A 23380-nucleotide genomic window follows, 5' to 3' on the forward strand; every position below is an offset into this window, starting at 1 on the left:
TGCCAATGGCGTTGACGACGCGAAGCACATGTCCCATTCGACCGGTCCGAGCGTGGCGAGCTCGAAGTCGGAGTACAGTTCGCCGTCCGAGGTGGCGACGATATTGAACGCAGGTGCGTCCCCGTGAATCGGCTGGAAGTCGATTCCGGGGCACGCCGCCTCGAACCCCGCGCGCGAGCGGACAACAGGTTCCAGGATTTCCCATTCCCGCCGCGCGCGGTCGAGATCAGCCGGGTCGATGAGGTACGGGACGCGCTTCGAGGGCGGCAAGACCCGCTGTGATCATCTTCGGTTCGGCCGACGACAGGAACGGCAGCTCGCCCGGGTAGTCGCGCAGCGGATGGCTCGGCCCTGATGCGGCATCAGGCTGCGAGGGCGCACACTTCCGCACGCGCTCGGCGGCTTTCGAGCGCGGCGGCCAGGCTGGCTCGGCAGGTTCGGAGGATCTGCCGCGTCGCCGCCGTGTCGGGGGCCCGGCCGCAACGCGTGCAGACAACGTTGACCGAACCCGAGACCTCGTCCACCGCGACGGAAGCCTCGGCTTCGCAGCGCCGGCACCAGCGGTGTCCGGTCACGGCAATGACGTGCGTAGGCGAGCTGATGCACTCGTGCACCCATCTGCGATGCACGTGGCAGGAGATGCGGTCTAGCGCCGAGATTTCCTCGCGTTCTTCCGCAGCGTCTTCCAGGATGAGCGTGTCCGCTAGGCGGCGATCATGTAAGTCGGCGTAGCGCTCACCGAACTGCAGGAGCTCCGCAGGTCCGGGTCGGGATGGGCGCAACGAACGACGTGGCTGAGGACGCTCGGCCTCAGTCCGTTCGGGGCTGGTGTGGAGGAGCACGGGCTCTGCCTTCCTGGGGGCAGCGTTGTCGGGTACTGACCAGTGTCTTTCGTCCCGGCTACGGACACATTGGTGTCAATACGTAGGGGGCTACCCATTCGCGGTAGGGGCGCAGTCCGTCTCCTGGCTCGGTTGGAGCGACTTGCCGAGCGCCGGAACGCCGATGAGGCGGCAGGTGGTACGTGGCGGAACGCTAAGGTACCGGGCGCAGTGGCCGTGGTGAGAATCGGAGTAACGAGTGGCTGATATCAACTACAAGGCGCCGCAGTCGCCGCGGATCTGGAACTACTGGCAGGGCGGCAAGGACAACTACGCCGTCGACCGTGCTGCCGGCGACGAGTGGATCGCTCGCCAGCCCGAGATCGTGCAGATCGCCAAGCAGTCTCGGCAGTTTCTGATCCGGGCGGTGCGCTTTCTTGCCGCCGAAGCCGGTATCCGCCAGTTCCTCGATATCGGTACGGGCTTGCCAACCCTGCAGAACACCCACGAGGTGGCCCAGGAGGTCGCACCGGAGTCGAGGATCGTCTACGTCGACAATGACCCGCTGGTGCTGACGCACGCCCGAGCGCTGCTGAGGAACACCACCGACGAGGGCGTCACCAGCTACATCGACGCCGACTACCACAACCCCGAGTTGATCGTCTCCGACGCCAAAGCAGCCTGAACTTCACACGGCCGATCGCGGTCATGTTCATGGGCGTGCTTGGGCATGTCGCCGACTATGCGGAGGCGGTGTCGATCACGCGCCGAGTGCTGGCGGCGGTTCCGTCCGGCAGCTATTTGTTGCTGTGGGAAAACACCGACCTCACCGAGACCGCCCGCCAGGCCGCCGAGGTGTACGCCAAGAGCGACGCGATCCCGTACCGGCTGTGTTCGGTCGAGCAGGTGGCGGGTTTCTTCAAGGGGCTGGAACTGGTCGAGCCCGGCCTGACCCCGATCAACCAATGGCGACCCGACGCTGACCAGAACGGCACGAGCGAGCCGCTGGACGCCTATGGCGCGATAGGCCGTAAGCCATAGTGGCGTGTGTTGCCTACCGCTGAGCTGACTCTGCGGCGCGGACGGCCGCAGCTGAGCGCTTGGCCCGCGACCACGCGCTGATCGACCTGCTCTCCAACGCCGAGTCGTCGGACACCGACCTCCGGCCCTGCATCGCCCACGTGACGCAAGTAGGGCAGGACGCGATCGAGCGCTCTCGAATCGACGGCACGCTGGCCGAGGGTGTCACGGCGACGGACATCGCCTATCACTTCGTCGCCCTGATGTGTGGCATGCAGCTCTCGCTCACGCAGGACCCAGTCGACATCGGGCACCACATCGACCTTGCCGTGCGAGGCATGGCCCGCCACTGACCCGGCGATCACGACATCTCCGTGGACTAGCGAATAAGCGTGCCGCTCCGGTGCGTCATAGCGACCACAGTTGAGTATGCATGACGGGACTTCAGACCGTTCTCCACGCCGCCATGTCGGCCAAAAATTCGGACACGAAGCAGCCACAAAACAGTAGGGATAAGTTCAATGCGGACGTGTATACGAACAATTGCCGGCCTGGTGCTGGCAGCGGCCGTGGCGCTGGGGCTCTCCGGAGCGGCTTCTGCGGCTGCGGTTGACTCGTTGACCCCCCAGGCAACCCAGTTCGCCGCCTCCGGCGGCGGCGGAAACCACGGAAATCCCGGCGGCGGCGGTAACCACGGCAACCCCGGTGGCGGCGGTAACCATGGAAATCCCGGTGGCGGCGGAAACCACGGAAATCCCGGTGGCGCCAGCAACGAGAGCGGCGGCGGTAACGGGACCGACCTCGGCGACAACCCGGTTGACACTGCGCCCACCGGAGCATCGTTCTGGCAGGATTTCCTGTGAAAATCGGTAGCCACTACTGAGTAGCTGACGCAACCTGTGGTGATCGACAATCACCGACAAATAGACGCGTAGCGCTTCAAAAATTGGACGAAGTACCGGCTCGCTCCGCTCCACCCGTTGGTCCCGCCTTCAAAGCCGAGTGTGCAGCACGTGCAGCCGAATTCTCCTCGGAGAACTGCGCAGTGTGATGGAGTATCCGGATTTCCAGGCCAGCCAGGACACGTCCAAGTGAATCTGGCGTGACCGCGCATGCCCCGGAGCAGCAACGCCGTCGGACCGCCCGCGCCGACGAGGGAATCCTCGATTCGTTGGCGTGCCGCATTGGTCGACGTTCTCGCGACAATGGCTAGTAGCAAGAACTAGGGGAAGCGAGGGACGCGGTGCTGCAGCAAGGAGCCATCCCGACCGATGGAGCAGAGCTCTACTTCGAGGCGCGCGGCGAGGGGCCTCCCGTGCTCCTCATACAGGGCGGCGTAAGCGAGGCCGGCGCAACCGAACAGCTGGCCGACGCATTGGCCCGGCGTTATCAGGTGATCACTTACGACCGGCGCGGCCTGTCCCGCAGCACCGTCTCGACCGACGTCCCGATCACGATGGCACGTCATGCCGACGATGCGGGAGCCCTGTTGGCCGCGGTCGCGACACAGCCGGCACGGGTGGTAGGGGTCAGCATCGGTGCGCTGATCGGGCTGCATCTGGTCGTGCAGCACCCCGACCGCGTGGATGTGCTTGTTGCGCATGAACCACCGATGTCCGCGGTGGTGCCGGACGGCGTCCAGGAAGAGGCACTGGATACCGTTGCCGCGCTTGCACGTAAAGACGTGTGGGCAGCGATCCGGCATATGGTCGCACTGACCAATGGCGAGGGCTCTAGGGAAGAAGGAGCCCGGTCGCCGGATCCGATTGGCGACCTCGGCGCGAACCTGCACCGCTTTTTCGGTTACGACTTCCCCGCAGTACGAAGTTCGACGCTGGACTCCGCCGGCCTCGCCGGAGTGCCGGAATCGACGGCAATCATCCCGACCGGCGGCGCGGAGTCACGCGGACAATGGGAGTACCGCTGCGCCAGCACACTCGCGCATCAGCTCGGCCGCGAGCTCGTCGAAATGCCCGGCGGGCACAACGGTCTGGTCAGCCACCCGCAAGCAACCGCGGCCGCGCTGATGCGCCTGTTCTCGGAGCCCACCCACGAGAATTTTCTGTCGGACCTCGTCGTTCGGGGCGTTCTTGAGAATCCTACAAGCGGGTCCCATCGGTCTGACGGTAAACCTGGACACAGTGAGTCAATCGGCTGACGATCTCGCGTCCGTCTTCGGTCAGGTTGACAACTCCTTGGTCCCAGCGAGAACAGAAGTCGGCCACGGTGTCGGCAAGACGCTCATGCCCGAACGCATCCGAAGGGCAGTCGATGTCGCTGACTCGCATCGTCCGCATCGACTCGATGGTCGTGTTCACGCCCTCCGACGCTTGAGTCAAAGCGGTTAAGTCGACGCGAAACCCGTCCGTCATGCGGGTGACTCATCCGGGCCCTGCACCGCCAGGCACCACAGGCAAAGACGAAACGCTGGCCGCCATCGCCGCGGCCTCCGCCCACGCACCTGTTTCCGACCGGCCATCGCCGTACAACCGGAACGCGACGCGTTGGGCCATTCGGTCCCACAAGCCTTGCATGGCCATCGCCGAGAGGGTGTCGCCCTGTCTGGGGCGTGGCCACACGCTTGCGAGGATTGTGCTGGCTCGTGCCTGTAGGTCTGCCGCCCAGTCGGCCGGCAGTGTGCTCAGCGTTCGTTCGGCTTCGTGGAACTGGTCGGTCCAGCGCTGGTGCACGGTGGCGATCTCGGCTTCGGTGACCTCGGCGGGCTGGGCTGGGCGGGCGGCACTGGACAGGGCTGCCTGGCGTTGCCTGTCGACCGCCGCGACCGCGGCCGCGACTTCTCCGGCACTGTCATAGGCCGGCAGCGAACCCCGCACATAGCGCGGGACGGTTTCCAGCGGATCATCCGGGTCACGGACCTGCCCGGGCCGCTGCCAGTTCAGCTCGGGTGTCACGTTGCGCAACCAGAGCAGCGCGGTCTCGGCGCTGGAAGCGTAGTGGTGGTAGCCGTCGTAGACGTAGACGGGTCGGGGTGGGCCACCGGTTCGGCGTAGTCCTTCGGCGAGTGCTCTGGCGTACCAGTCCGGAAGTCGTGCACCGATGGAGTCCGCCACGATCACCACGGTGCGGTCGATATGCCCACCGGCGTGCTGGAACTGCGGGGACTGCTGCATGCGAAGGCCCAGTGCAACAGGATCCGGTGAGTCAAGCACACCAGCCGCGTTGCTGACTGTTATTTGTCCGTTCCGTACCTGTACGAAGACGTACAGGGGGTCCGGGTCGAACTCGTTCATCGCGCGCCGAAGGGTGGGCCCGTACCAGGTGCGCTCCAGCGAACCCCATCCGGTCCATTGTGGCGGGAGGTCCCGTCCTGCGGGGAAAGCCACGGCGTTGAATGCCGATTCCTCGCTAACGCCGACGCGCAGCGTGTGGGACACCATGTCTTCCCGCGGTGGGAGAGGCTGCATTCGGTCGGGTGTCAGCAGTCGCAGGCCGGGTTCCACGAGACGCTCGTCTGCCGAGGTGGTGAGCTGGTATGCCCGGATGTTGTGCTCCGCGATGTAGACGGGCCGGTCGGCGTCGGGGGTGCCCAGTAGTCCGGTTATGAAGTCGGTGAAATCCTGCGTCCTTGCGTTGGGGTCGTTCGGTCCTCCTACGGGGACGATCACGACCGGTCGCCGCCAGTCCCCCCGGATCGCCTCAAGATATTCCGGGTTTTCCGCCAGTTCAGCGCCCGCACGCGCCGGGGGCAGGTTCCGTCTCCTGCCGGGGGCGATGAAGTCCTCGTCGTGTCTGCTCGTGAGGATGACAATCGGTTGCTGGGTGCCGCCATACTCCAGCTGCGACAACAGCCGCGAAATCCCGAACGAACGAAGCTGGGCAGAAACCTCCTCGTGGCGACTGCCCAGAGCGGAGATGAGCAGCGGCCGCGCCGCATCGGTAGCGCTGGCTGGGTTGGTGAGCAGTGCCGATTGTGCCGAAGGTGCTTCGATCAGGGCGTAGGGCCGTGGTCCGGTCTCGTGGTTCTGGATCTGGCCCAACGACAGGAAAACGGGCCGCTGGATGCCGTCGCCGCGCAATCCCTCGGCCAGTGCGCGCGCATCTTGTTCGGTCAGGCCGGAGGGCCACTGGTTGAGCATCACCACGACCGGGCGGGCCGGATCGTCGCTGACGGCCTGCTGGAACTCCGCACTCCTGGCCACGCTCGTGCCGAAGTCCGACGGGCCGAGGATTCTTGTCTGTTCGGTCGAGGGGTCCAGCACGTGAAAACGTCCGCCCGCCGACCGGGCCATGACGACCAGTGGCCTGCGGTGGCCGGTTTGCGAGGCGAACCAGCGGGTGTCCACTGTGGGCATCAGAACTGGTCCTAGCGGGGAGGGATAGGCCAGCACCACCGCGGAGTCGTCGGCGGGCCGACTCGGTCCGGCCCACGGGGACCAGTTCGGCGGTGGCACGAACCTCAGGAGACCGGCGTCAAGGGGGAGCACGGCCATGTCGTTTTCGCGTCGCAACCGGAAGTCCCGGTCGGTAACCAGGACCGTGCGGCCCGGGTCGGTACCGCGCACGCCCCAGGCGAAGTCATGCGCGGCGTGCTCACCAAGCCCGGTCTCGGCTCCCACCGCCGCCAACACCACCGGAGCATCCGGATGCCGAGTGATCGAGGCCTGATACGGCGCGCTGCCCGCTAGCCGGCGGCCGAACTCGAACGCGGACAGGGTGCCCGACGGCGTGACAAACTCGCCGCCCCGCAACCGCGCGAGCACCACCGTCGTCGAACCCGGCCCGAACCGTTCCGCATCGCCGACCCGGACACCATTCTCCGACCACCGGCTCCACCAGTCCGCATCCACCGAGGTGCCACCGGCCGCCAGCACACGACGCCCCGGATCCGCGGACGTCATCTCCCGTACCGGCAGGTAAGAGTCGCTCGGATCGGTGCCGCGCGAACGTCCTTCGAAGGGGGTGATGTGCCGGATCTCGAAGCGGATGTCGCCGCCGTCATCGCGTTGTACAACGGCGGCAACATAAACCGGCCCGTCGTGGCCATAGTGGCGTAGCCCGTTTGCGAGTTCCTGAGGGCCTTGCGCTCCCATAACAGGAGTCCAGTCATTCGGCTCCACCGCGAACACGACGACGGGCCTGCTCGGATCCGAGGCGTATGCCTCGCGCAATTCTCCAGCCACGATCCGGCCGAGTTCCCTAGGCAACAGGTTGCTGGACGTCCCGGTTTCGGGGTCGACGGAGACGAAGAACGACGGTCGGCTCGCCAACACGAGGATCGGTGATCCATCACGCACCGGTGCCGGCAGCCCGGCCAGGTCAGGCCCCGACTCGACCCACCGCCGCCAAGCCGCCGCCTGATTGTAGTCGCGCGGAAAGGCCACCGCGTCGATCACGCCCGAACCCGCCGGAACCGTCAGCCACACTCGCGGCGACCACGGGGCCGTGGTGGGGCCGTGAATAGGACTCTGCCGTGCGGTCCCGCGAATCTGCCCGCGACTCCGGAAGCTCGGGGGCGCGCCCGAGGGCAACACCAGCCCCGGCGCGTCCCGGCGGGCACCGGGCCGAGAACCCGCAGCGACCAGCCCGAGCCCGGCGGGAGCGTGCGAGATATAGCCCTCCGCAAGAAGAACCTGCCGGACACTTTCCCCGCTCGCGGTGAGTCCCTCGGCGAATCGTCGAGCGAGGACGTCGTGACTCAGGTGGAGTCCGGCGGTGCCGCCCAGAACCACCAGCACAACCGGGCCGTCCGGGTTGGTGGCGGCGACCCGCTGGTACTGCTCGGTATCGGCCACCCGCTGACCCAGCTCGCCCGCCGTCTCCACCTGCACGCTCGTACCGCGAACCTCATCACCGATCAGGAACGATCTGTCCGCAGTTCTGGTCAGCCGCCTGGCCTCCACCACGACCATGACCGGCTCCCGGTCACCGGCGACGCCCAGCTCACCCCGCACCTGACCCAGATCCACCCCGTCACCCCGGAAAGCCCGCCACCACCGCGCCGAGACCTCATCAACCGGATACACCACGGTGTTCTCGACCGAACCCCCCATCGCCACGGTCACTATCCGGGTGGCCTGCCGCCGCCACTGCGCCCGCACCTCCTCCACCGTCGCCGGCCGCTGCTCACCGGCATGTTCCAACCGCTGTTGCACCCGCCGCACCACATCGGCCAAGAACGGCACGTCCTGCCGGCGAGCGTCCGTGGTGCCACCCGTCAGCTCCTGCACCACACGATGCACATCCGCGGCAAACACGGCCGGCCCCCGCATCGCACCGGTGTCCCGGATCCAGTCGGCTACCAGCCGGACATCCCGCACATCCTCGACGACAGGCCGCCCGCCCACCCTCTCGGTCAGCATGAGCGCATGAACAAGCCTGCCCCGCAACCGATCCGCACTCCGCGTCCCCGGCTCACCCACGCCATCCCGGTAACGCAGGTCCACCGCGTCAGCCAGCCTGCGCACATCCTCATCGGACAACACCCGCCCGGCAGCCGCCGCAGGATCCTCACTCGCGGCCCACCATCCCCGCAACATCTCACCGAGCGGCCGCCTGATCTCCTCAAGCCGCGCCGCGCCCCATTCGCTGTCTTGGCCGAACCTCGCGCCCAACGCCTCTGCGGTGTGGGGCTCGCCGGCGTCCCGGGCCCGCCGAGCCTCCGCTCGCGCCTCCGCCCGCTCCCGCAGTCCGGGCTGTATCACGGCGTCCTCGCCCCCGACCTCGGCAAGCAGCCGACGAGCCCGCATGGCGGATACCCCGAACCTCTGCCCCAACCCGGCTGCGGTGTAGGGCTCACCCGCATCACGAGCCCGCCGCGCCTCCTCCCGCGCCTGCTGCCGTGTCGACTGTTCCTGCTCCCGCATACGTCGCCGAGCCGGCCCCGGCTGCTCCTGAGCCTGTTGCTGCGAACCGGGCCGGGTCGCAGCATCCTCATACCGGATCTCGGCAAGCTGGGCCCGACCCCACATGGCGGACCGTCCGAACCTCTGCCCCAAGCCCGCACCGGTGTAGGGCTCGCCCGCGTCGCGAGCCCGCCGCGCCTCCGCTCGCGCCTCCTCCCGAGCCGCCCGCTGCGCCTCCGCTCGTCCCTGCGGGGAGGTGGCTGGTTGTGTCTGCTGTGCTTGCGGGGTGAGGGGAGGTGTGAGGTTTTCGTTCCTGATCTCGGAAAGCAGCCTCGCACCCCACATCCGGCCTCGTCCGAACCTCTGTCCCAAGCTCTCAGCGGTGTAGGGCTCGCCCGCGTCAAGGGCCCGCCGCGCCTCCTCCCGCGCCTCCCTATCGCGTTGCACGAAAGCATCCAACGCTCTGGCCCGCCGCGCCTCCTCCCGCGCCTCCTCCCGCACCTCCCCCGACGCCTGCTCCCGCGCCCGGTGTGCCTCGGCTCGCGCCTGCTCCCGCGCCCGGTTCGCCTCCGCTCGCGTCTGCTCCCACACCTGCTGCACCTCCGCTTGTTGTTCTTGTCCCTGCGGGGAGATACCTGGTTGTGTCTGCTGCGCTTGCAGGATGAGGGGCGGCGTAAGGTCTTCGTTCCTTATCTCGGCAAGGCGATCAGCGCCCCATCTCCGCCTCTGGTCGAACCTTGTTGCCAGTGCGTTGGCGTTGTAGGGCTCGCCGGCCGCCCGAGCGCGGCGGGCTTCTTCTCGTGCTGTTTCTCGTAGTTGGTGCTCCTGCGGGGAGATACCTGTTCGTGTCTGCTGCTCTTGCGGGGCGAGGTGGGGGGTGAGGCTTTCGTTTCTGATCTCGGCTAGTCGCTCGGCGCCCCACTGACGATCCCGGCTGAATCGTTCTCCTAGGCCATGAGCGGTGTAGGGCATGCCGCGCGTGAGCGCGTCTCGTGCGGTCGCTCGCGCCTGCTCCCGCAACGTCTCCTCTTGTTGCTGCTCCGGCATCTCCAATGCACTCGGCCGAGCCTGCGGCGCCTGTTCCTGTTCCTGCTCCGGACCGTGCTGGGGCGCAGCATCCGCCTGCATCTCCTCGTCGCGTTCTTCGTGGAGCCTGGCGAGGTCAGCATCGCTGTTGTCCGACCACCTGATCACCGGTTCGGGACTGGTTTGGTCGGTGTAGTGCGGTGGGGTTGAGCCGGTTAGTGCGGCGCGTAGTTCTGGGCCGCGTGTGAGTACTGGTTGTCCGTCGGGGCCGAGCAGTGTCCATTGGCCGGTTCCGTGGCCATTGGTGAACATCGGCTGCATTCGCCCGTCGGCGGTGGTGATGGTGTCGGTGGCGTGTACCGCACCATCGTGGGTTTGCCATACGGCGCTGGCGTCGGTTGCCCACACGTAGGAGCGCAGGTTCGTGGCGAATCGTTGTGCGAAGGATGTGTTGCCAGGCCCGGGTTGTTGTCCGGCGCCGCAACCGAATAGTGCTACCGGTAGTCCGGCGACGAAGCGTCTGTCGTGCCATACGCGCTGGGCGGATTCTTCTGGTCCTGCCTCGCCGTCGGGCCATCGCGCATGTCCGTGTGGGGTGATGTGGATGCCGACTACTTGCACGCCGGGTATGTCCGAGGCCAGTGCTGCTGCCTCCAATGCGACCGCGTCATCTTCGGGTCCGAAGTACATCAGCGGTGCTGGGCTGGTCAGCCGTGTCAGCTCTGCTGGCGGTTCTATGGGCAGTGGCCCGGTTCCGTCGGCCCGGTACAACATCCATTGTGGACCGATTCCAGTGTCGGTCCGCGCTAGCACGTCGGTGCCTGAGCGCCGTGTCTCGGTGACTGACTCGTCGGGCACGACCATGCGGTCACTGCCCAGCACCACCAACAACTGGCCTCGGTCAGCTGATACCTCCGCGAATCCCGGCGATCTCGTCCATGCGGGATAGGTGATCGACTCGTCCGACCCGCGCACCGCCAGCACCACAGGCAAGGACGGAGCACTGGCCGCCATCGCGGCGGCCTCCGCCCACGCGCCCGTTTCCGACCGGCCATCCCCGTACAACCGGAGCGCGACCCGTTGGGCCATCCGGTCCCACAGGTCTTGCATGGCCATTGCCGATGCTGTGTCGCCCTGTCTGGGGCGTGGCCACATGCTTGCGAGGATTGTGCTGGCCCGTGCCTGTAGGTCGGCCACCCGGTCGGCGGAAAGTGCGCTCAGTGCGCGTTCTGCTTCCTGGAAATGCTCGTTCCAGCGCTGGTGCACTGTGGCGATCTCGGCTTCGGTGGCCTCCGTGGGCTGGGCAGGGCGGGCGGTGCCGGACAGGGCGATCTCGCGTTGCCTGTCGACTGTCGCGATCGCGGACGCGACTTCTCCGGCGTTGTCGTAGTTTGGCGGCGAATCCCGCTCGTAGCGCGGGACGGCTTCCAGCGGATCGTCTGGGTCTTGGAGACCTTCAGGCCGCTGCCAGTTGAGCTCGGGTGTCACATTCCGCAGCCGGTCCAGCACCGCATCGGTGTGGAAAGCCGCGTGGTGGTAGCCGTCGTAAACGTACACGGGTCGCGGTGGTCCACCGACTCGGCGCAAGCCTTCCGCGAGTGCTCTGGCGTACCAGTCCGGAATTGGCACGTAATCCTCGGAGTCCGCCACGATCACCACCGTGCGGCCGCTGTGCCCGCCGGCGCGCTGGAACTGCGGGGAATGCTGCATGCGTGTGCCCAGGCCAACAGGATCCGGTTCTACGAACGCGAGACTGCCGTCGCAGTCTGTTACGACCGCTATTTGTCCGTTCCGCACTCGCACGAAGACGAACAGCGGGTCCGGATCGAACTCGCTTATCGCACGGTGCAGCATGGGCCCGTACCAGCTGCGCTCCACCGAGCCCCATCCTGTCCATTGTGGCGGGAGGTCACTTTCCGCGGGGAAAGCCACGGCGTTGGCAGCCGATTCCTGGCCGACGCCGACGCGCAGGGTGTGGGACACCAAGGATTCCTGCGGCGCAGGAAGTTGCAACCGGTCGGGCGTCAGCAGCCGCAGGCCGGATTCCACGAGACGCCCGCCGCTTGTCGGAGTGATGAGCCTGTCTGTCCGGACATTGTTTTCCGCGATGTAGACGGGCCGGTCGGCGTCCGGAGTGCCCAGCAGTCCGGAGAGGAAGCCGGCGAGTTCGTCCGTCCTCGCGTCGGAGTCGCGCGGCCCCCCTACGGGGACGATCACGACCGGTCGCCGCCAGTCCCCGCGGGTCGCCTCAAGATAGTTCGGGTTTTCCGCGAGATTAGAGCCCAAATCGGCGTAGTGTGCCAGCGATAAGCGACCGCCTGGCCGGATGAAATGGTCGCCCTGCCTGCTCGCGAGGATGACAATCGGCGGTTGGGCGCCGCGATACCCCAGCTCCGACAACAGCCGGGACACCCCGAAAGAACGAAGCTGGTGAAAAATCTCCTCGTGGCGACCGCCCAGCGCGGAGATGAGCAGCGGCCGCGGCGCATCGGCAGCGCTGGCCGGATGCGTGAGCACTGCCGACTGCGCTGACGGGGCCTCGACCAGGGCGTAGGGCCGCGACCCGGTCTCGTGGTTCTGGAACTGGCCCATCGACAGGAAAACGGGCCGTTGGATGTCCTCACCCCGCAGCGTCTCGGCCAGCGACCGCGCGTCCTGCTCGGTCAACCCGGAGGGCCACCGGTCGAACACCACCACGACGGGGCGGGCCGGATCGTCGCGGACGGCCTGCCGGAATTCCGCGCTCCTGGCCACAATCGTGCCGAAGTCCGACGGCCCGAGAACCCTTATCTTGGTAGTCAAGGGATCCATCACGTGGAAACGTCCCCGCATCGACCGGGCGACCACCACCGCCGGGCTCCGGTGGCCGGCCTCCGCGACAAACCAGTCCGTGTCGACGACAAACGGGGGCGCCGGTGTCGGGGAGGCCGGATACGTCAGCACCGCTGCGACGTCATCGGCTGCGGGCCGGCTCGACCCGGCCACCGGGGACCAGTGCTGCGGCGGCACAAGCCTCGGGAAATCCTCGCCGAGATAGAGCTCGGCATTGCTGTCCTCATTGGATTGCAACCGGAAGTCCTGGTCGGTCACCAGGATTATGCGATCCGGGTCGTTGCTCCACACGCCGCGAGCGAACTCATGCGCGGCGTGTTCGCTGAGCCCGGTCTCGGCTCCCACGGTCGCCAACAGGACTTGGGCGTCTGGTAGTGCGGTGATTGAAGTCTGGTACGGGCCGCTGCCCGCTACCTGGCGACCGAATTCGAAGGCCGACAGGGTGCCCGACGGTGTGACGAACTCATTATCCCACAACCGCGCGAGCACGGTCGTCGCCGAATTCAACCCGAGCCAATAATGCCCGACCGGCCGGAAACCGAACGACGACCACTGGCGCCACCAGTCCACATCCGCCGGGGTTCCGCCGGCCGCCAGCAAACGGTGCGAGGGATCGGAGGCCAGTTCTCGCACCGGCATTCCAGCGTCGCGTGGACGTTCTCCGGCGAGAGTGACGTCCCCGATCTCATACCGGATGTTGCCGCCGTCGTGGTTTGTCACGGCGTTAGCGACATAAACCGGTCCGTCGTGGCCGTAGCGGCCTAGCCCGCTGGCGAGTTGCTGGCGCGCATGCTCGCTCAGGGCAAGCCCGCCAATGGGCTGCACCGCGAGCACGATGACGGCCCTGCTGGGATCTGAGGTCGCTATCTCGCCCACTGCTGCGGCGACTTCGCGGCCGAATGCTCCGGCGCTGAGGGGTTCGACTCGCCTGCGCAGGGTTGTGGGGTTGATGTCGGCGAAAGTTCCATCCGGATCCGGGCGCGTCAGCACGAGGACCGGTGATTCATCACGCACCTCTGCGGGCAGCCAGTCCAGGTCCGGGCCCGATTCCGCCCACCATGTCCAGACGGCCGACTCATCTCTGCTGCGCGGATATGCGATCGCGTCGAGCACGCGTGAACCCGCCCGTATCGCCAGCCGCACTCGCGGCGACCACAGATCCACCACAGCGGGGATTAAACGTTGCGCCGCACTGTCCCATTCCATCGCGTAAATCCGCCCGCGATGTCCCGCCTCGCCGAAACTTTCGGCCAGCTCCCCCTGGGCCCCGTCGGGCAGCGTGCGCTGACTCTCCCCGTCGTATACGTGGACGATGATTGAGCGGTCGTCGTATGGTCTGGTGATCCCGTGGTAGCGGGCGTCCTCGACCGCCCGGCGAGCGAACTCGCGTGGGCTCACGTGCTGTGTTTCCCACGTGTCCCGGTCAGCGAGGATGAATTCGCCTCGCGGTGTGGTATGTGCCAGCACGAACATCGGGGCATCAGCGCGAGCAGTCTGCGGTGTCGAATCCGAGTCGTACTGCCGCTGGAGGGCATCCCTGTCGGCGGCGTCAACGGGATAGGCGATCGTGTTCTGCGCTCTGGAACCCTGCCGTAGCGTCAGCACGCTGGCTCGCATGCCCGAGCGCAGCACCGGCCCCGGCACGTCCCGCCGGTCACCAGGCCGTGGGCCTGCGGCGATCAACCCGAGTCCGGCGGGATCGTGTGCGACATAGCCTTCGGCCAGCAGGACTTGTCGGCTGCCGTCTCCGCCGACGTTGAGTCCCTCGGCGAATCCCCGGGTGAGTTCGTCGCGGCCGAGGTGCACGCCGAGTGCCGCGTTGCCGCCCGTGACCACCAGGACGACCGGGCCGTGGTGATTGTTTGCGGCGACATGCTGGTACTGCTCGGTGCCGGCCACCCACTGACCGAGTTCCCGCGGGGTCTCCAAGTGCGCGGTCGTACCGCGGACCGTATCGCTGATCAGGAAGGATTTTTCCGCGCCGATCGGGTTCCGCCGTCGGGCTTCGACCACGACGATGAGCGGCTCCTGGCCCGCGATGATCCCCATTTCCCGCCGGACCTGGTCCAGGTCCACCCGGCCGCCGTGGAAGTCGCGCCACCATCGCGTTGACGCCGTACTGGCGGGGTAGGCCACGGTGTTTTCGGTGTGAGTGCCCATCCGCAGGGTCACGGCCTGGGTGGCTCCGTGCCGCCAGTGCGTGCGCAGTTCGGACACCGTCGCCCGCCGCTGCTCGCCTCGCTGTTCCAAACCTTGCTCTACCCGCCGCACAACGCCAGCCAGATAGCGCAGTTCGTGCGGGCGAGCGTTCGTGGTGGTTTCGGTCAGCTCCTGCACGAGGTGGTGCACGTCGGCGGTCGTGACCGTCGGCCCTGGTATCCGGACGGTGTCCCGGATCAAGTCGGCCACCAGCCGGACATCCCGCACGTCGGCGATACTCGGTTGCCCGCCCAGGTTCTGGGCCAGCTCAAGGACGTGGACCAGCCTGCCCCGCAACCGGTCCGCACTGCGTGTGCCGGGTCCGCCCACGCCGTCGCGGTACCGCAGTTCCACCGCATCGGCCAGCCTGCGCACGTCCTCATCGGACAACCGCCGTCCAGCAGACGACCCATCATCCTCACGCGCGGCCCACCACCCACTCAACAGCTCATCGAGCGACTGCCGGATCTCGTCAAGCCGCGCCGCGCCCCATTCGCTGTCCTGGCCGAATTTCGCCCCCAACGCCTCAGGTGTGTAGGGCTCGTCGGCGTCGCGGGCCCGCCGTGCCTCCGCCCGCGCCTCCGCCCGCGTCTCCCGCTCCCGTACCAACTCCTCCCGCATTTCGGTAAGCCGCGCCGCGCCCCATTGACGGTTCTGTTGGAATCTCGCACCCAATTCCCTAGCGGTGTAGAGCTCACGCGCCTCATAAGCCCGCCGCGCCTCCGCCCGCGCCTGCGCCTGCTGGGGCTCGTCCCGCATTTCGGCAATCCGCGCCGCGCCCCATTCGCTGTCCCGGCCGAACCTCGCCCCCAACGCCTCAGGTGTGTAGGGCTGTCCGGCCTCCTCAGCCTCCCGCGCCGCCGCCCGCGCCGCCGCCTGCTGCGGCTCGCCCCGCATGTCGGCAAGCCGCGCCGCGCCCCATCCGCGGTCCTGGCCGAACCTGGCCCCCAATGCCTGAGCGGTCAGGGGTTCGCCGGCGTCCTCGGCCTCCCGCGCCATTTCCTGCGCTAGCCGATTCATCTCCCGCTGCTCCCACTGCTCCCGCTCCTCCCGCTCCTCCCACATTGCAGCGAACCTCTGTTCCGCCAATTCCTCAGCGGTGTAGTGCTGACCGGCTGCCGCAACCGCCCACTCCAGCGCGAGCTCCCCCTCCCGCGCCTCCGTCATTTCGGCAATCCGCGCCTCGACCCATCCGCGGTTCCGCCCGAACATCGTCGAGAAGTCATCAAGGTCGAGAGGGTCGCCGGCCTCCTCAGCCTCCCGCGCCACCCTCCGCGCTTCTTGCTGTAACTCCAGCTCCTCCGTCATATCGTCAAGCTGCTGTTCGCCCCAGTCGCCGTCTAGTACGAACAGCGCCCCCAACTCCTCAGGGGTAAAGGGCTCGCCTGCCACGTAAGCCCGCCGCGCTATCTCATACGCCTCCTCTTCGGGTTCGGGTTCGGTGTAATCTCCGTCGGAGAGGCTGGCGAGGTCGTGATCTCTGTCGTCGAGGCTGGCGAGGTCGGCATTGTCGTTGTCCGACCACACGATCAACGGCTCGGGAGTGTGGTCGGTGTAGCGCGGTGGGGTCATGCCGGTCAGCGCGGCCCACAGTTCCGGGCCGCGTGTGTCCACTTGCTGCCCGTCGGGGTCCAGCAGTGACCAGTGACCGGTTCCCTGGCCGTAGGGGAACATCGGCAGCAATCTTCCGTCTTGGGTCACCGCTGTCTCGGTGGCGTGCACCCTGCCGTCCGCAGTCTGCAGCACCTCGGTATCGGCCGCCCAGGCCCACCCGCCCAGCGCGCGGATGAACCGCTCGGCAAAGGACAACGCGCCCGGGTCGCGCCGCCGGTAAGCGGCACAGCCCAGCAGTGCGATGGTCGGTCCCAGCACGAAACGCCGATCCCGCTGCACCCGCATGGCGAAGTCTTCCGGCTGGAGAACGCTGCCATCCCCCAGGACCGCATACCCGTCCCCGGTCACGTGTACGCCCACGATCTGGGTGTCGGGCAGGTCGGGTGCCGACCACGCGGCACGCTCGATCAGGTCGCTGGAATCGCGGGGTCCCCGGAACAGCAACGGTTCCAGCCTGGGCCGGCGGGTCAGTTCGGCGGGCGGATCGACCGGCCGGGGCCGATTTCCGCCCGCCCGGTGGAGCAACCAGCTGGGTCCCGCACCGAGGTCGAGCCGTGCCAGCACGTCCGCCCCGGTGCCGCTCGCCCAGGCAACGGCATCAGCGGATAGGAGCGTCTCGTTGTGTCCGAGCACCAGCAGCGGCCGAGCGTCTGGCGGGGCGGCGGCGGCTTGATACGGCGACCGGGTCCAGCCGGTGTAGTCGGCACGTTCCTGCGCTCCTTCCACCGGCAGGCTCACCGCCGTGGTGGGCACCGCATCCGCACCGGCCGACCGCACCACGTCCTGAGTCCCGGGCCCGCTCGTCATCACACGCCACCAGCGCGCCGACGCCACCGCATCCGCCGAACTCGCCGCAACAGCAGCAGGCACCGCCCTATGTCCCGCAACAGCACCCACCTCCGGCTCGATGGCCACCGCATCATTCGCCGACTCAGCGGCTACCCGCTGCGCCCTGCCAGTCGCAGCCACATCCGCAGACGGGAAACTCTCCCCCGCCACGCCATCCCCAGCACCCGAGGCATCCCCCGTTGAACCACCGCGCCCATCCCCGATCTCCGCAAGCCGCGCCCGACCCCACGTTTCGCTCTTCCCGAACCTCGCTCCCAACGTCGGACCGGAATAGGGCTCACCGGCATCACGAGCCCGCCGGGCCTCCGCCCGCTGCTTCTCCTGCACGCTCTGCTGGTCCACATCCCTGATCTCCGCAAGCCGCGCCTGGCCCCACGGTTCACTCCTCCCGAACCTCTCACCCAACGCCAGAGCGGAATAAGGCTCGCCAGCCTCACGAGCTCGCCGCGCCTCCACCCGCGCCGCCTCCCGCTCCCGCTCCCGCTCTCGCACACTCGGCTGATGCACATCCCTGATCTCCGCGAGCCGGCCCCGACCCCAACTCGCGCTCTTGCCGAACCTGGCCCCCAATGTCGAACCGGAGTAAGGCTCACCGGCATCACGAGCCCGCCGCGCCTCCACCCGCGCCGCCTCCCGCTCCCGCTCCCGCTCTCGCACACTTGGCTGATGCACATCCCTGATCTCCGCAAGCCGCTCCCGACCCCAACTCGCGCTCTTGCCGAACCTCGCCCCTAATATCGAACCGGAGTAAGGCTCACCGGCATCACGAGCCCGCCGCGCCTCCACCCGCGCCAACTCCCGCTCCCAGTCCGGCACAGGCGACCCGGGCGCACCACCCTCATCCCCGATCTCCGCAAGCCGCTCCTGACCCCACCTTTCACTCTTCCCGAACTTCGCCCCCAAGGCCGCACCGGAATAGGGCTCGCCTGCATCACGAGCCCGCCGCGCCTCCGCCCGCGCCGCCTCCCGCACCTGATCCTGCTCGTGCGCACTCGGCCGGGGCACATCCCTGATCTCCGCAAGCCGCTCCCGACCCCACGTATCACTCCTCCCGAACTTCGCCCCCAAGGCCGCACCGGAATAGGGCTCGCCTGCATCACGAGCCCGCCGCGCCTCCGCCCGCGCCGCCTCCCGCACCTGATCCTGCTCGTGCGCACTCGGCCGGGGCACATCCCTGATCTCCGCAAGCCGCTCCCGACCCCACGTATCACTCCTCCCGAACTTCTCACCCAACGCCGCACCGGAATAGGGCTCGCCTGCATCACGAGCCCGCCGCGCCTCCACCCGCGCCGCCTCCCGCACCTGATCCCGCTCCCAGTCCCGCACAAGCGACCCGGGAGCACCACCCTCGTCCCCGACCTCTGCAAGCCGCTCCCCACCCCAAAATGCGCTCTGCTCGAACCTCTCACCCAACATCGAACGGGAATAAGACTGACCGGCATCACGAACCCACGGCTGCTCCACCCACGCCTGCTCCCGGGCCCGGTCTCGCACACGCGGCCCAGGCGCACCACCCTCATCCCCGACCTCTGCAAGCCGCTCCGGACCCCAAGTTGCGCTCTGCTCGAATCTCTCACCCAACACGGAACCGGCGTAAATCTCACCGGCATCACCAACCCACCGCTGCTCCACCCACGCCTGCTCCTGCGGCAGCGTCGCATCATCCTTGATTTCCGCAAGCCGCGCACAGCCCCACCTATCACTCTTGCCGAACTTCTGCCCTAACACCGCGCCGGAGTAAGGCTCACCGGCATCACGAGCCCGCCGCGCCTCCACCCGCGCCGCCTCCCGCACCTGCTCCCGCTCTTGCACACCCGGCTGGGGCACATCCCTAATCTCCGCAAGCCGCGCCCAACCCCACCTCTCGCTCTTGCCGAACCTCTCCCCCAACGCCGCGCCGGAGTAAGGCTCACCGGCATCACGAGACCGACGCGCCTCCACCCGCGCCGCCTCCCGCAGCTGCTCCCGGCCCCGATCCCGCACACGCGGCTGGGGAGCACCACCCTCATCCCTGATCTCCGCAAGCCGCGCCCGACCCCACCTTTCACTCTTGCCGAACCTCTGCCCCAACGCCGCGCCGGAGTAAGGCTCACCGGTATCACGAGCCCGCCGCGCCTCCACCCGCGCCGCCTCCCGCACCTGCTCCCGCTCTTGCACACCCGGCTGGGGCACATCCCTAATCTCCGCAAGCCGCGCCCGACCCCACCTTTCACTCTTCCCGAACTTCTGCCCCAACACCGCAGCGGAGTAAGGCTCGCCGGCGTCACGAGCCCGCCGCGCTTCCGCCAGCGCCGCCTCCCGCACCTGCTCCCACTCCGGCTTCTGGTGCGCACCAACCTCATCCCTGATGTCCGCGGGCTGCGCCACGCCCACCTGGCCGCTCTGCCCCCACCTTTCCCCCAACACCGCACCGGTGGAGGATTCGCCGGCAGCAGGAGCCCGCCATGCCGCCCACCCAGCTGCCTCTCCCGTCTGCTCCGCTCCTCGCTGCCAGTGCAGTTCCCGGCTCGACTGCTCCGCGTTACCGGCCGCCTGACCGGACCCGGCGGGCCTGTGCGCGGCGCCGTCATCGACCGCATCATCGGAAAGGCCGCGCTTGCGGCCTCTTGCATCGACCGAACCCCTCGAAACCCCAGCCGCCACAGTCCCCTCACGGTCGGCCGACTCCATCCCGACCGGGACACCCGGTTGCCGGTCCGGTCCCGCTCCGGCGCGAATGGCCAGCCCCGTTCCCTCGGTAGCGAGTTTGGCCGCAAGATCTCGGGAAAACCGCTTCGCCACGGCAGGGCCGAATTCAGTCACCCGGGCCGCGACCAGCGCCACCACGTCCTCCAGCGACACACCCGCCCGGCCCCGGGCCAGCCGCACCACGTCCTGGGTGCCCTGCACGATCCGCATCGCCGCCGGGCGCGGCCCGTCCACCGCCTTCGCCCGCTCGACCTCCCGGAGAAGGTCCGAGACCGTCCAGTCAGCCACACTCGCCGACTCCGGCCGGTCCGGGGCATGCCCGCTCGTGTCCTGCCCCGAGAAAGCCGTGCCGGTCGCGGTGGCCTCGGCAGCTGGCACCCTCTCGGCCTGCCCGGTTGAACCCGTCTGTGCCGCGCTTGTCGGGACGGCGGTCGAGGAATCGGCAAAGGCATCCGGTACGTCGCGCCCTTGGCCGGTCTGCACTGGCGCCTCGATCCGTCCCGGACCGCCCACCGGGCGGGGGCGTGCCCCATCGGCACCGAACCGCATCCACCGCGCATCGCGTTGACCACGCCCCGGCACCAGCGCAACGACATCGCGCCCCAGGCTCCGCGCCACCTCCGCAGCCTGTGCCGGCGAGACCACCGCACCCGAGTCGGCCCCGTCTCCCGAGGCAAACACCACCGGACCCGTCCCCGCAACCCGGGCACGCACGAACTCGGCAACTCCACCTGTGGAGACCGCATCCGTCGGCACCGGCACTCGCACCGCATCCGCGGGCAACCCCACCGGCCCCGCACCCGGCACACCGCCACCCGAGGACATCACGCCCGAGGACGGCGGCGATACCGGCGATTGCGGCGCATTCCCCGCAACCGAACCCGTTCCCACCGACACACCGGGAGCGGTCGCCTCGCCCCGCGCGGGCCCCTGGCCCGGCAATACCACCGCGCCGTCGGCGGCTAAAGCCCCGGCCACAGGAGAAGTCGTCTCCGGCACCATGCCGCCGGAAGACACACCGGGCGCATCGGGGGAGCCCGTCAAGTTGGTGTCCACCGGTGAGCCTGGCTCGCCCGTCCGCACCCTCTCCACCACGGCATTCTGTCCGTCCACACCAGACAGACCAGTACCGGCGCGGTCCTCGCGCAACGGCGAACCGACACCCGAATCCCCCACCGTCACACCACCATCGGAGACCACCGGAACACCCGAACCGGGCGAACCCGGCCCCGCAACGGGAGGCCCCACCGGCGCACCCGGACTGCCCGCATCAGACGAACCGGTAGAGCCCAGCGGGTCCATATCGTTCACGTGAGACTGACTGGGCGTGCTATGGCCGTCATACTGCGGCGCATCGGCACGGACATCCCCGGCCGTCACCCCGTCGGCAGAGACCGGCGGGCCGCCCTGGTTCAACGGCCCCGGAGCCGACCACTCCGAATACCCGACCGAACCACCGTCGCTGTCCACATTAGATTTCCCTGATGCGGCGTGGACGGCGTCGGCTGGCGGGCTGTAGGCAGGCGGCGGCGTGCCAGTACGGGTGCCGCCCAGCCCAGTCGCATCGCCGGTACCCAGTGCGTCGCTGCGGACCTGGTCATCGCCCGGAGACGGCCGGTAGGGCGGCGGCGGAGTGCCCGGCCTGCCCTGGCCCGACAACCCATCCGGAGCCGCCGCATCGCCCGCATATCGCGGCACCGGCGAGATGAGCTCCGGCGTCTCGCGCACACCGGTCGTGGAGCCCGCACCCACCACACCACCGGTACCCACGCGGCCCGGTCCGCCAGACGGGGCAATCCCAATATCCGATACCGAGGTCTGCTGAGCCAGGCTGCCCGGCCCCGCGCCCGCAGACGAAGACAGACTTGCCGCATTCTCCCTGGCCACCGCGCCGTTTCCGGCTCCCGCCGCACCGGAGGAATCACCCGGCGGCGTTTTCCCGGGAGCGGAACTGGCGGACAGAACAGCCGAGGCGACCGCAACACCCGGCCCCACCGAGCCCTTCTCCAGGTCAGCGGCCACCTTTTCAGAACCCGGCGCCAGCACACCGGAATCCACATCGGACATGCTCTTCGAGAAGCCCGGCTTCTCGCTGAAAGTCTCCGCAAAACCAGGCTTCTCACCCGCTTGCTCGGCCTGCAACTCCTCAGTCGTACCCGTGCCGGTGTCGGTGCCGGCGGAATCCTTCTCCCCGCCCGTGTCCTCCCGGGCCCGGCCCGCCGGGATCAGCTCGCCCCGCACCGCCAGGCCCGCCAGATTCCCGATACCCGAACCGATCGCCTCCGACACCCCGGCGGTAAACGAGAACGGATTCCACTGCGCCCCCTGACCACTGATCGCGCCATACCCCGCCTCGCCCAGCATTTCGGTCAGGCCCTCTTCCAGGGACTCGCCCAAGCCGTGACCGAACCGGGCCACCCACATCGCCCGCACCGACATACCCGTGCAATCGTCCAGGTTCTTGGAGACCACATCGGCGAATTTCGCCATCGACGCCACCGGATACTGCTCCGCATGCTCCTCAGCCACCTGCCTCGCCGCCGCCGCCAACACCTCAACATCGATCTTGTCACCCAAACCCCGCACCAACACCTTGCTGATCGCATTACCCACCACATTGCCCAACGCCGACAACGGCACCGCCAGCAACCCACTAAACGACCCCACCCCCACCGCCATCTCCGACATCGCCGCATCCCACTTCTCCCGCGTCCCCAACGCAAACTGCAACCCCTGCGCCCCGGCATCCATCACCACCTGCAACCCCACCCCCACCACCTGGCTCATCGCCAAACGCATGAACAACTGACCCCACCACCGAGTCAGCAACAACCGCATCACCGCAAACCGCGCCGCCAACCACGCCATACTCGCCCCACCAGTAGGCCCCGCCATCGCCACCGCCCACGCCACCTCCGCCAACAACAGCAACAACCCACCCACCGTCACAAACTTCAAATACTGCACCTGCACCGCCAGATTCCGCACAAACCCCGCCAACTCCCGCAAACCCACACCACCCGACTCCAACACCGGACCAAACGCCCCCAACCGCTGCGCGAACCGATCCGCCGCCTTCCCCGAAAACCCACCCCGCACCCGCCCCACCACCTCCCCCACCACCGGACCCAACACCTCCACCATCGCCGCACCCGACTCCAACGCCGCCGCCACCGCGAACAACGCATCCTCATCCGCATCCGTCATATCCTCACCGGTCAAAACCTGAAAAAGCCGCCTCACCTCCTCCGGCACCATCAAGGACACGAAAAGACACCCACTCTGCGCACAGCGGACTACACCAACACGATCATTGCGCCGATAGTATGAACCAGCCATACACCGCTGCAAATCGAGATCTTCGCGTGCAACAACTATGCGCGTTTAGCCCTCAAACGACAGAAAAAGGGGGCTTCCCTATCGCATCCGCACGTGCTATTGCCGCCCAGGAACCTTGGCCGGGATATAGATCACCTCGGACGCGCAACCCACCGCACTGTCCGGGTTGCCCTGGGGCCGTGTTCGTTG

Annotated in this window: 6 protein-coding genes and 1 pseudogene; 5 read left to right on the forward strand and 2 right to left on the reverse strand. The window is 67.9% G+C overall.

All coding sequences use genetic code 11. From position 1 onward, the window contains the following. The first annotated feature begins 123 nt into the window (after positions 1-123). Positions 124-282, forward strand: coding sequence for a hypothetical protein (locus BJ970_RS32555; RefSeq protein WP_184731375.1), 159 nt, complete (start codon positions 124-126; stop codon positions 280-282). Positions 283-362: 80 nt separating this feature from the next. On the opposite strand, the gene BJ970_RS32560 is transcribed toward BJ970_RS32555, so the two are convergent. Continuing rightward, a complete protein-coding gene (locus BJ970_RS32560) occupies positions 363-782 on the reverse strand; it encodes a hypothetical protein (RefSeq protein ID WP_221468345.1) in 420 nt (139 codons plus the stop codon). Between the two features lie 298 nt (positions 783-1080). Here BJ970_RS32560 and BJ970_RS32565 point away from each other — a divergent pair. From BJ970_RS32565 to BJ970_RS32580, 4 genes and pseudogenes are all read left to right on the forward strand, one after another. Beyond that, positions 1081-1862 (forward strand): annotated as a pseudogene (locus BJ970_RS32565) (SAM-dependent methyltransferase). 59 nt (positions 1863-1921) lie between these two features. Beyond that, positions 1922-2194: a hypothetical protein gene (locus BJ970_RS32570; protein WP_184731379.1), complete on the forward strand. Its 273-nt coding sequence runs from the start codon at positions 1922-1924 to the stop codon at positions 2192-2194. A gap of 201 nt (positions 2195-2395) precedes the next feature. Then, entirely contained in the window at positions 2396-2704 is a 309-nt protein-coding gene (locus tag BJ970_RS32575; RefSeq protein WP_184731381.1) for a hypothetical protein, read from the forward strand. 380 nt (positions 2705-3084) lie between these two features. Continuing rightward, positions 3085-3999 carry an alpha/beta fold hydrolase gene (locus BJ970_RS32580; RefSeq protein WP_184731383.1) on the forward strand — a complete coding sequence of 305 codons (915 nt, stop codon included), beginning with the start codon at positions 3085-3087 and terminating at the stop codon, positions 3997-3999. A gap of 223 nt (positions 4000-4222) precedes the next feature. On the opposite strand, the gene BJ970_RS32585 is transcribed toward BJ970_RS32580, so the two are convergent. Next, positions 4223-23110 carry a DUF8616 domain-containing protein gene (locus BJ970_RS32585; RefSeq protein WP_512700303.1) on the reverse strand — a complete coding sequence of 6296 codons (18888 nt, stop codon included), beginning with the start codon at positions 23108-23110 and terminating at the stop codon, positions 4223-4225. Positions 23111-23380 lie beyond the last annotated feature (270 nt).

It is taken from the genome of Saccharopolyspora phatthalungensis, from assembly GCF_014203395.1.
Taxonomy (GTDB): domain Bacteria; phylum Actinomycetota; class Actinomycetes; order Mycobacteriales; family Pseudonocardiaceae; genus Saccharopolyspora; species Saccharopolyspora phatthalungensis.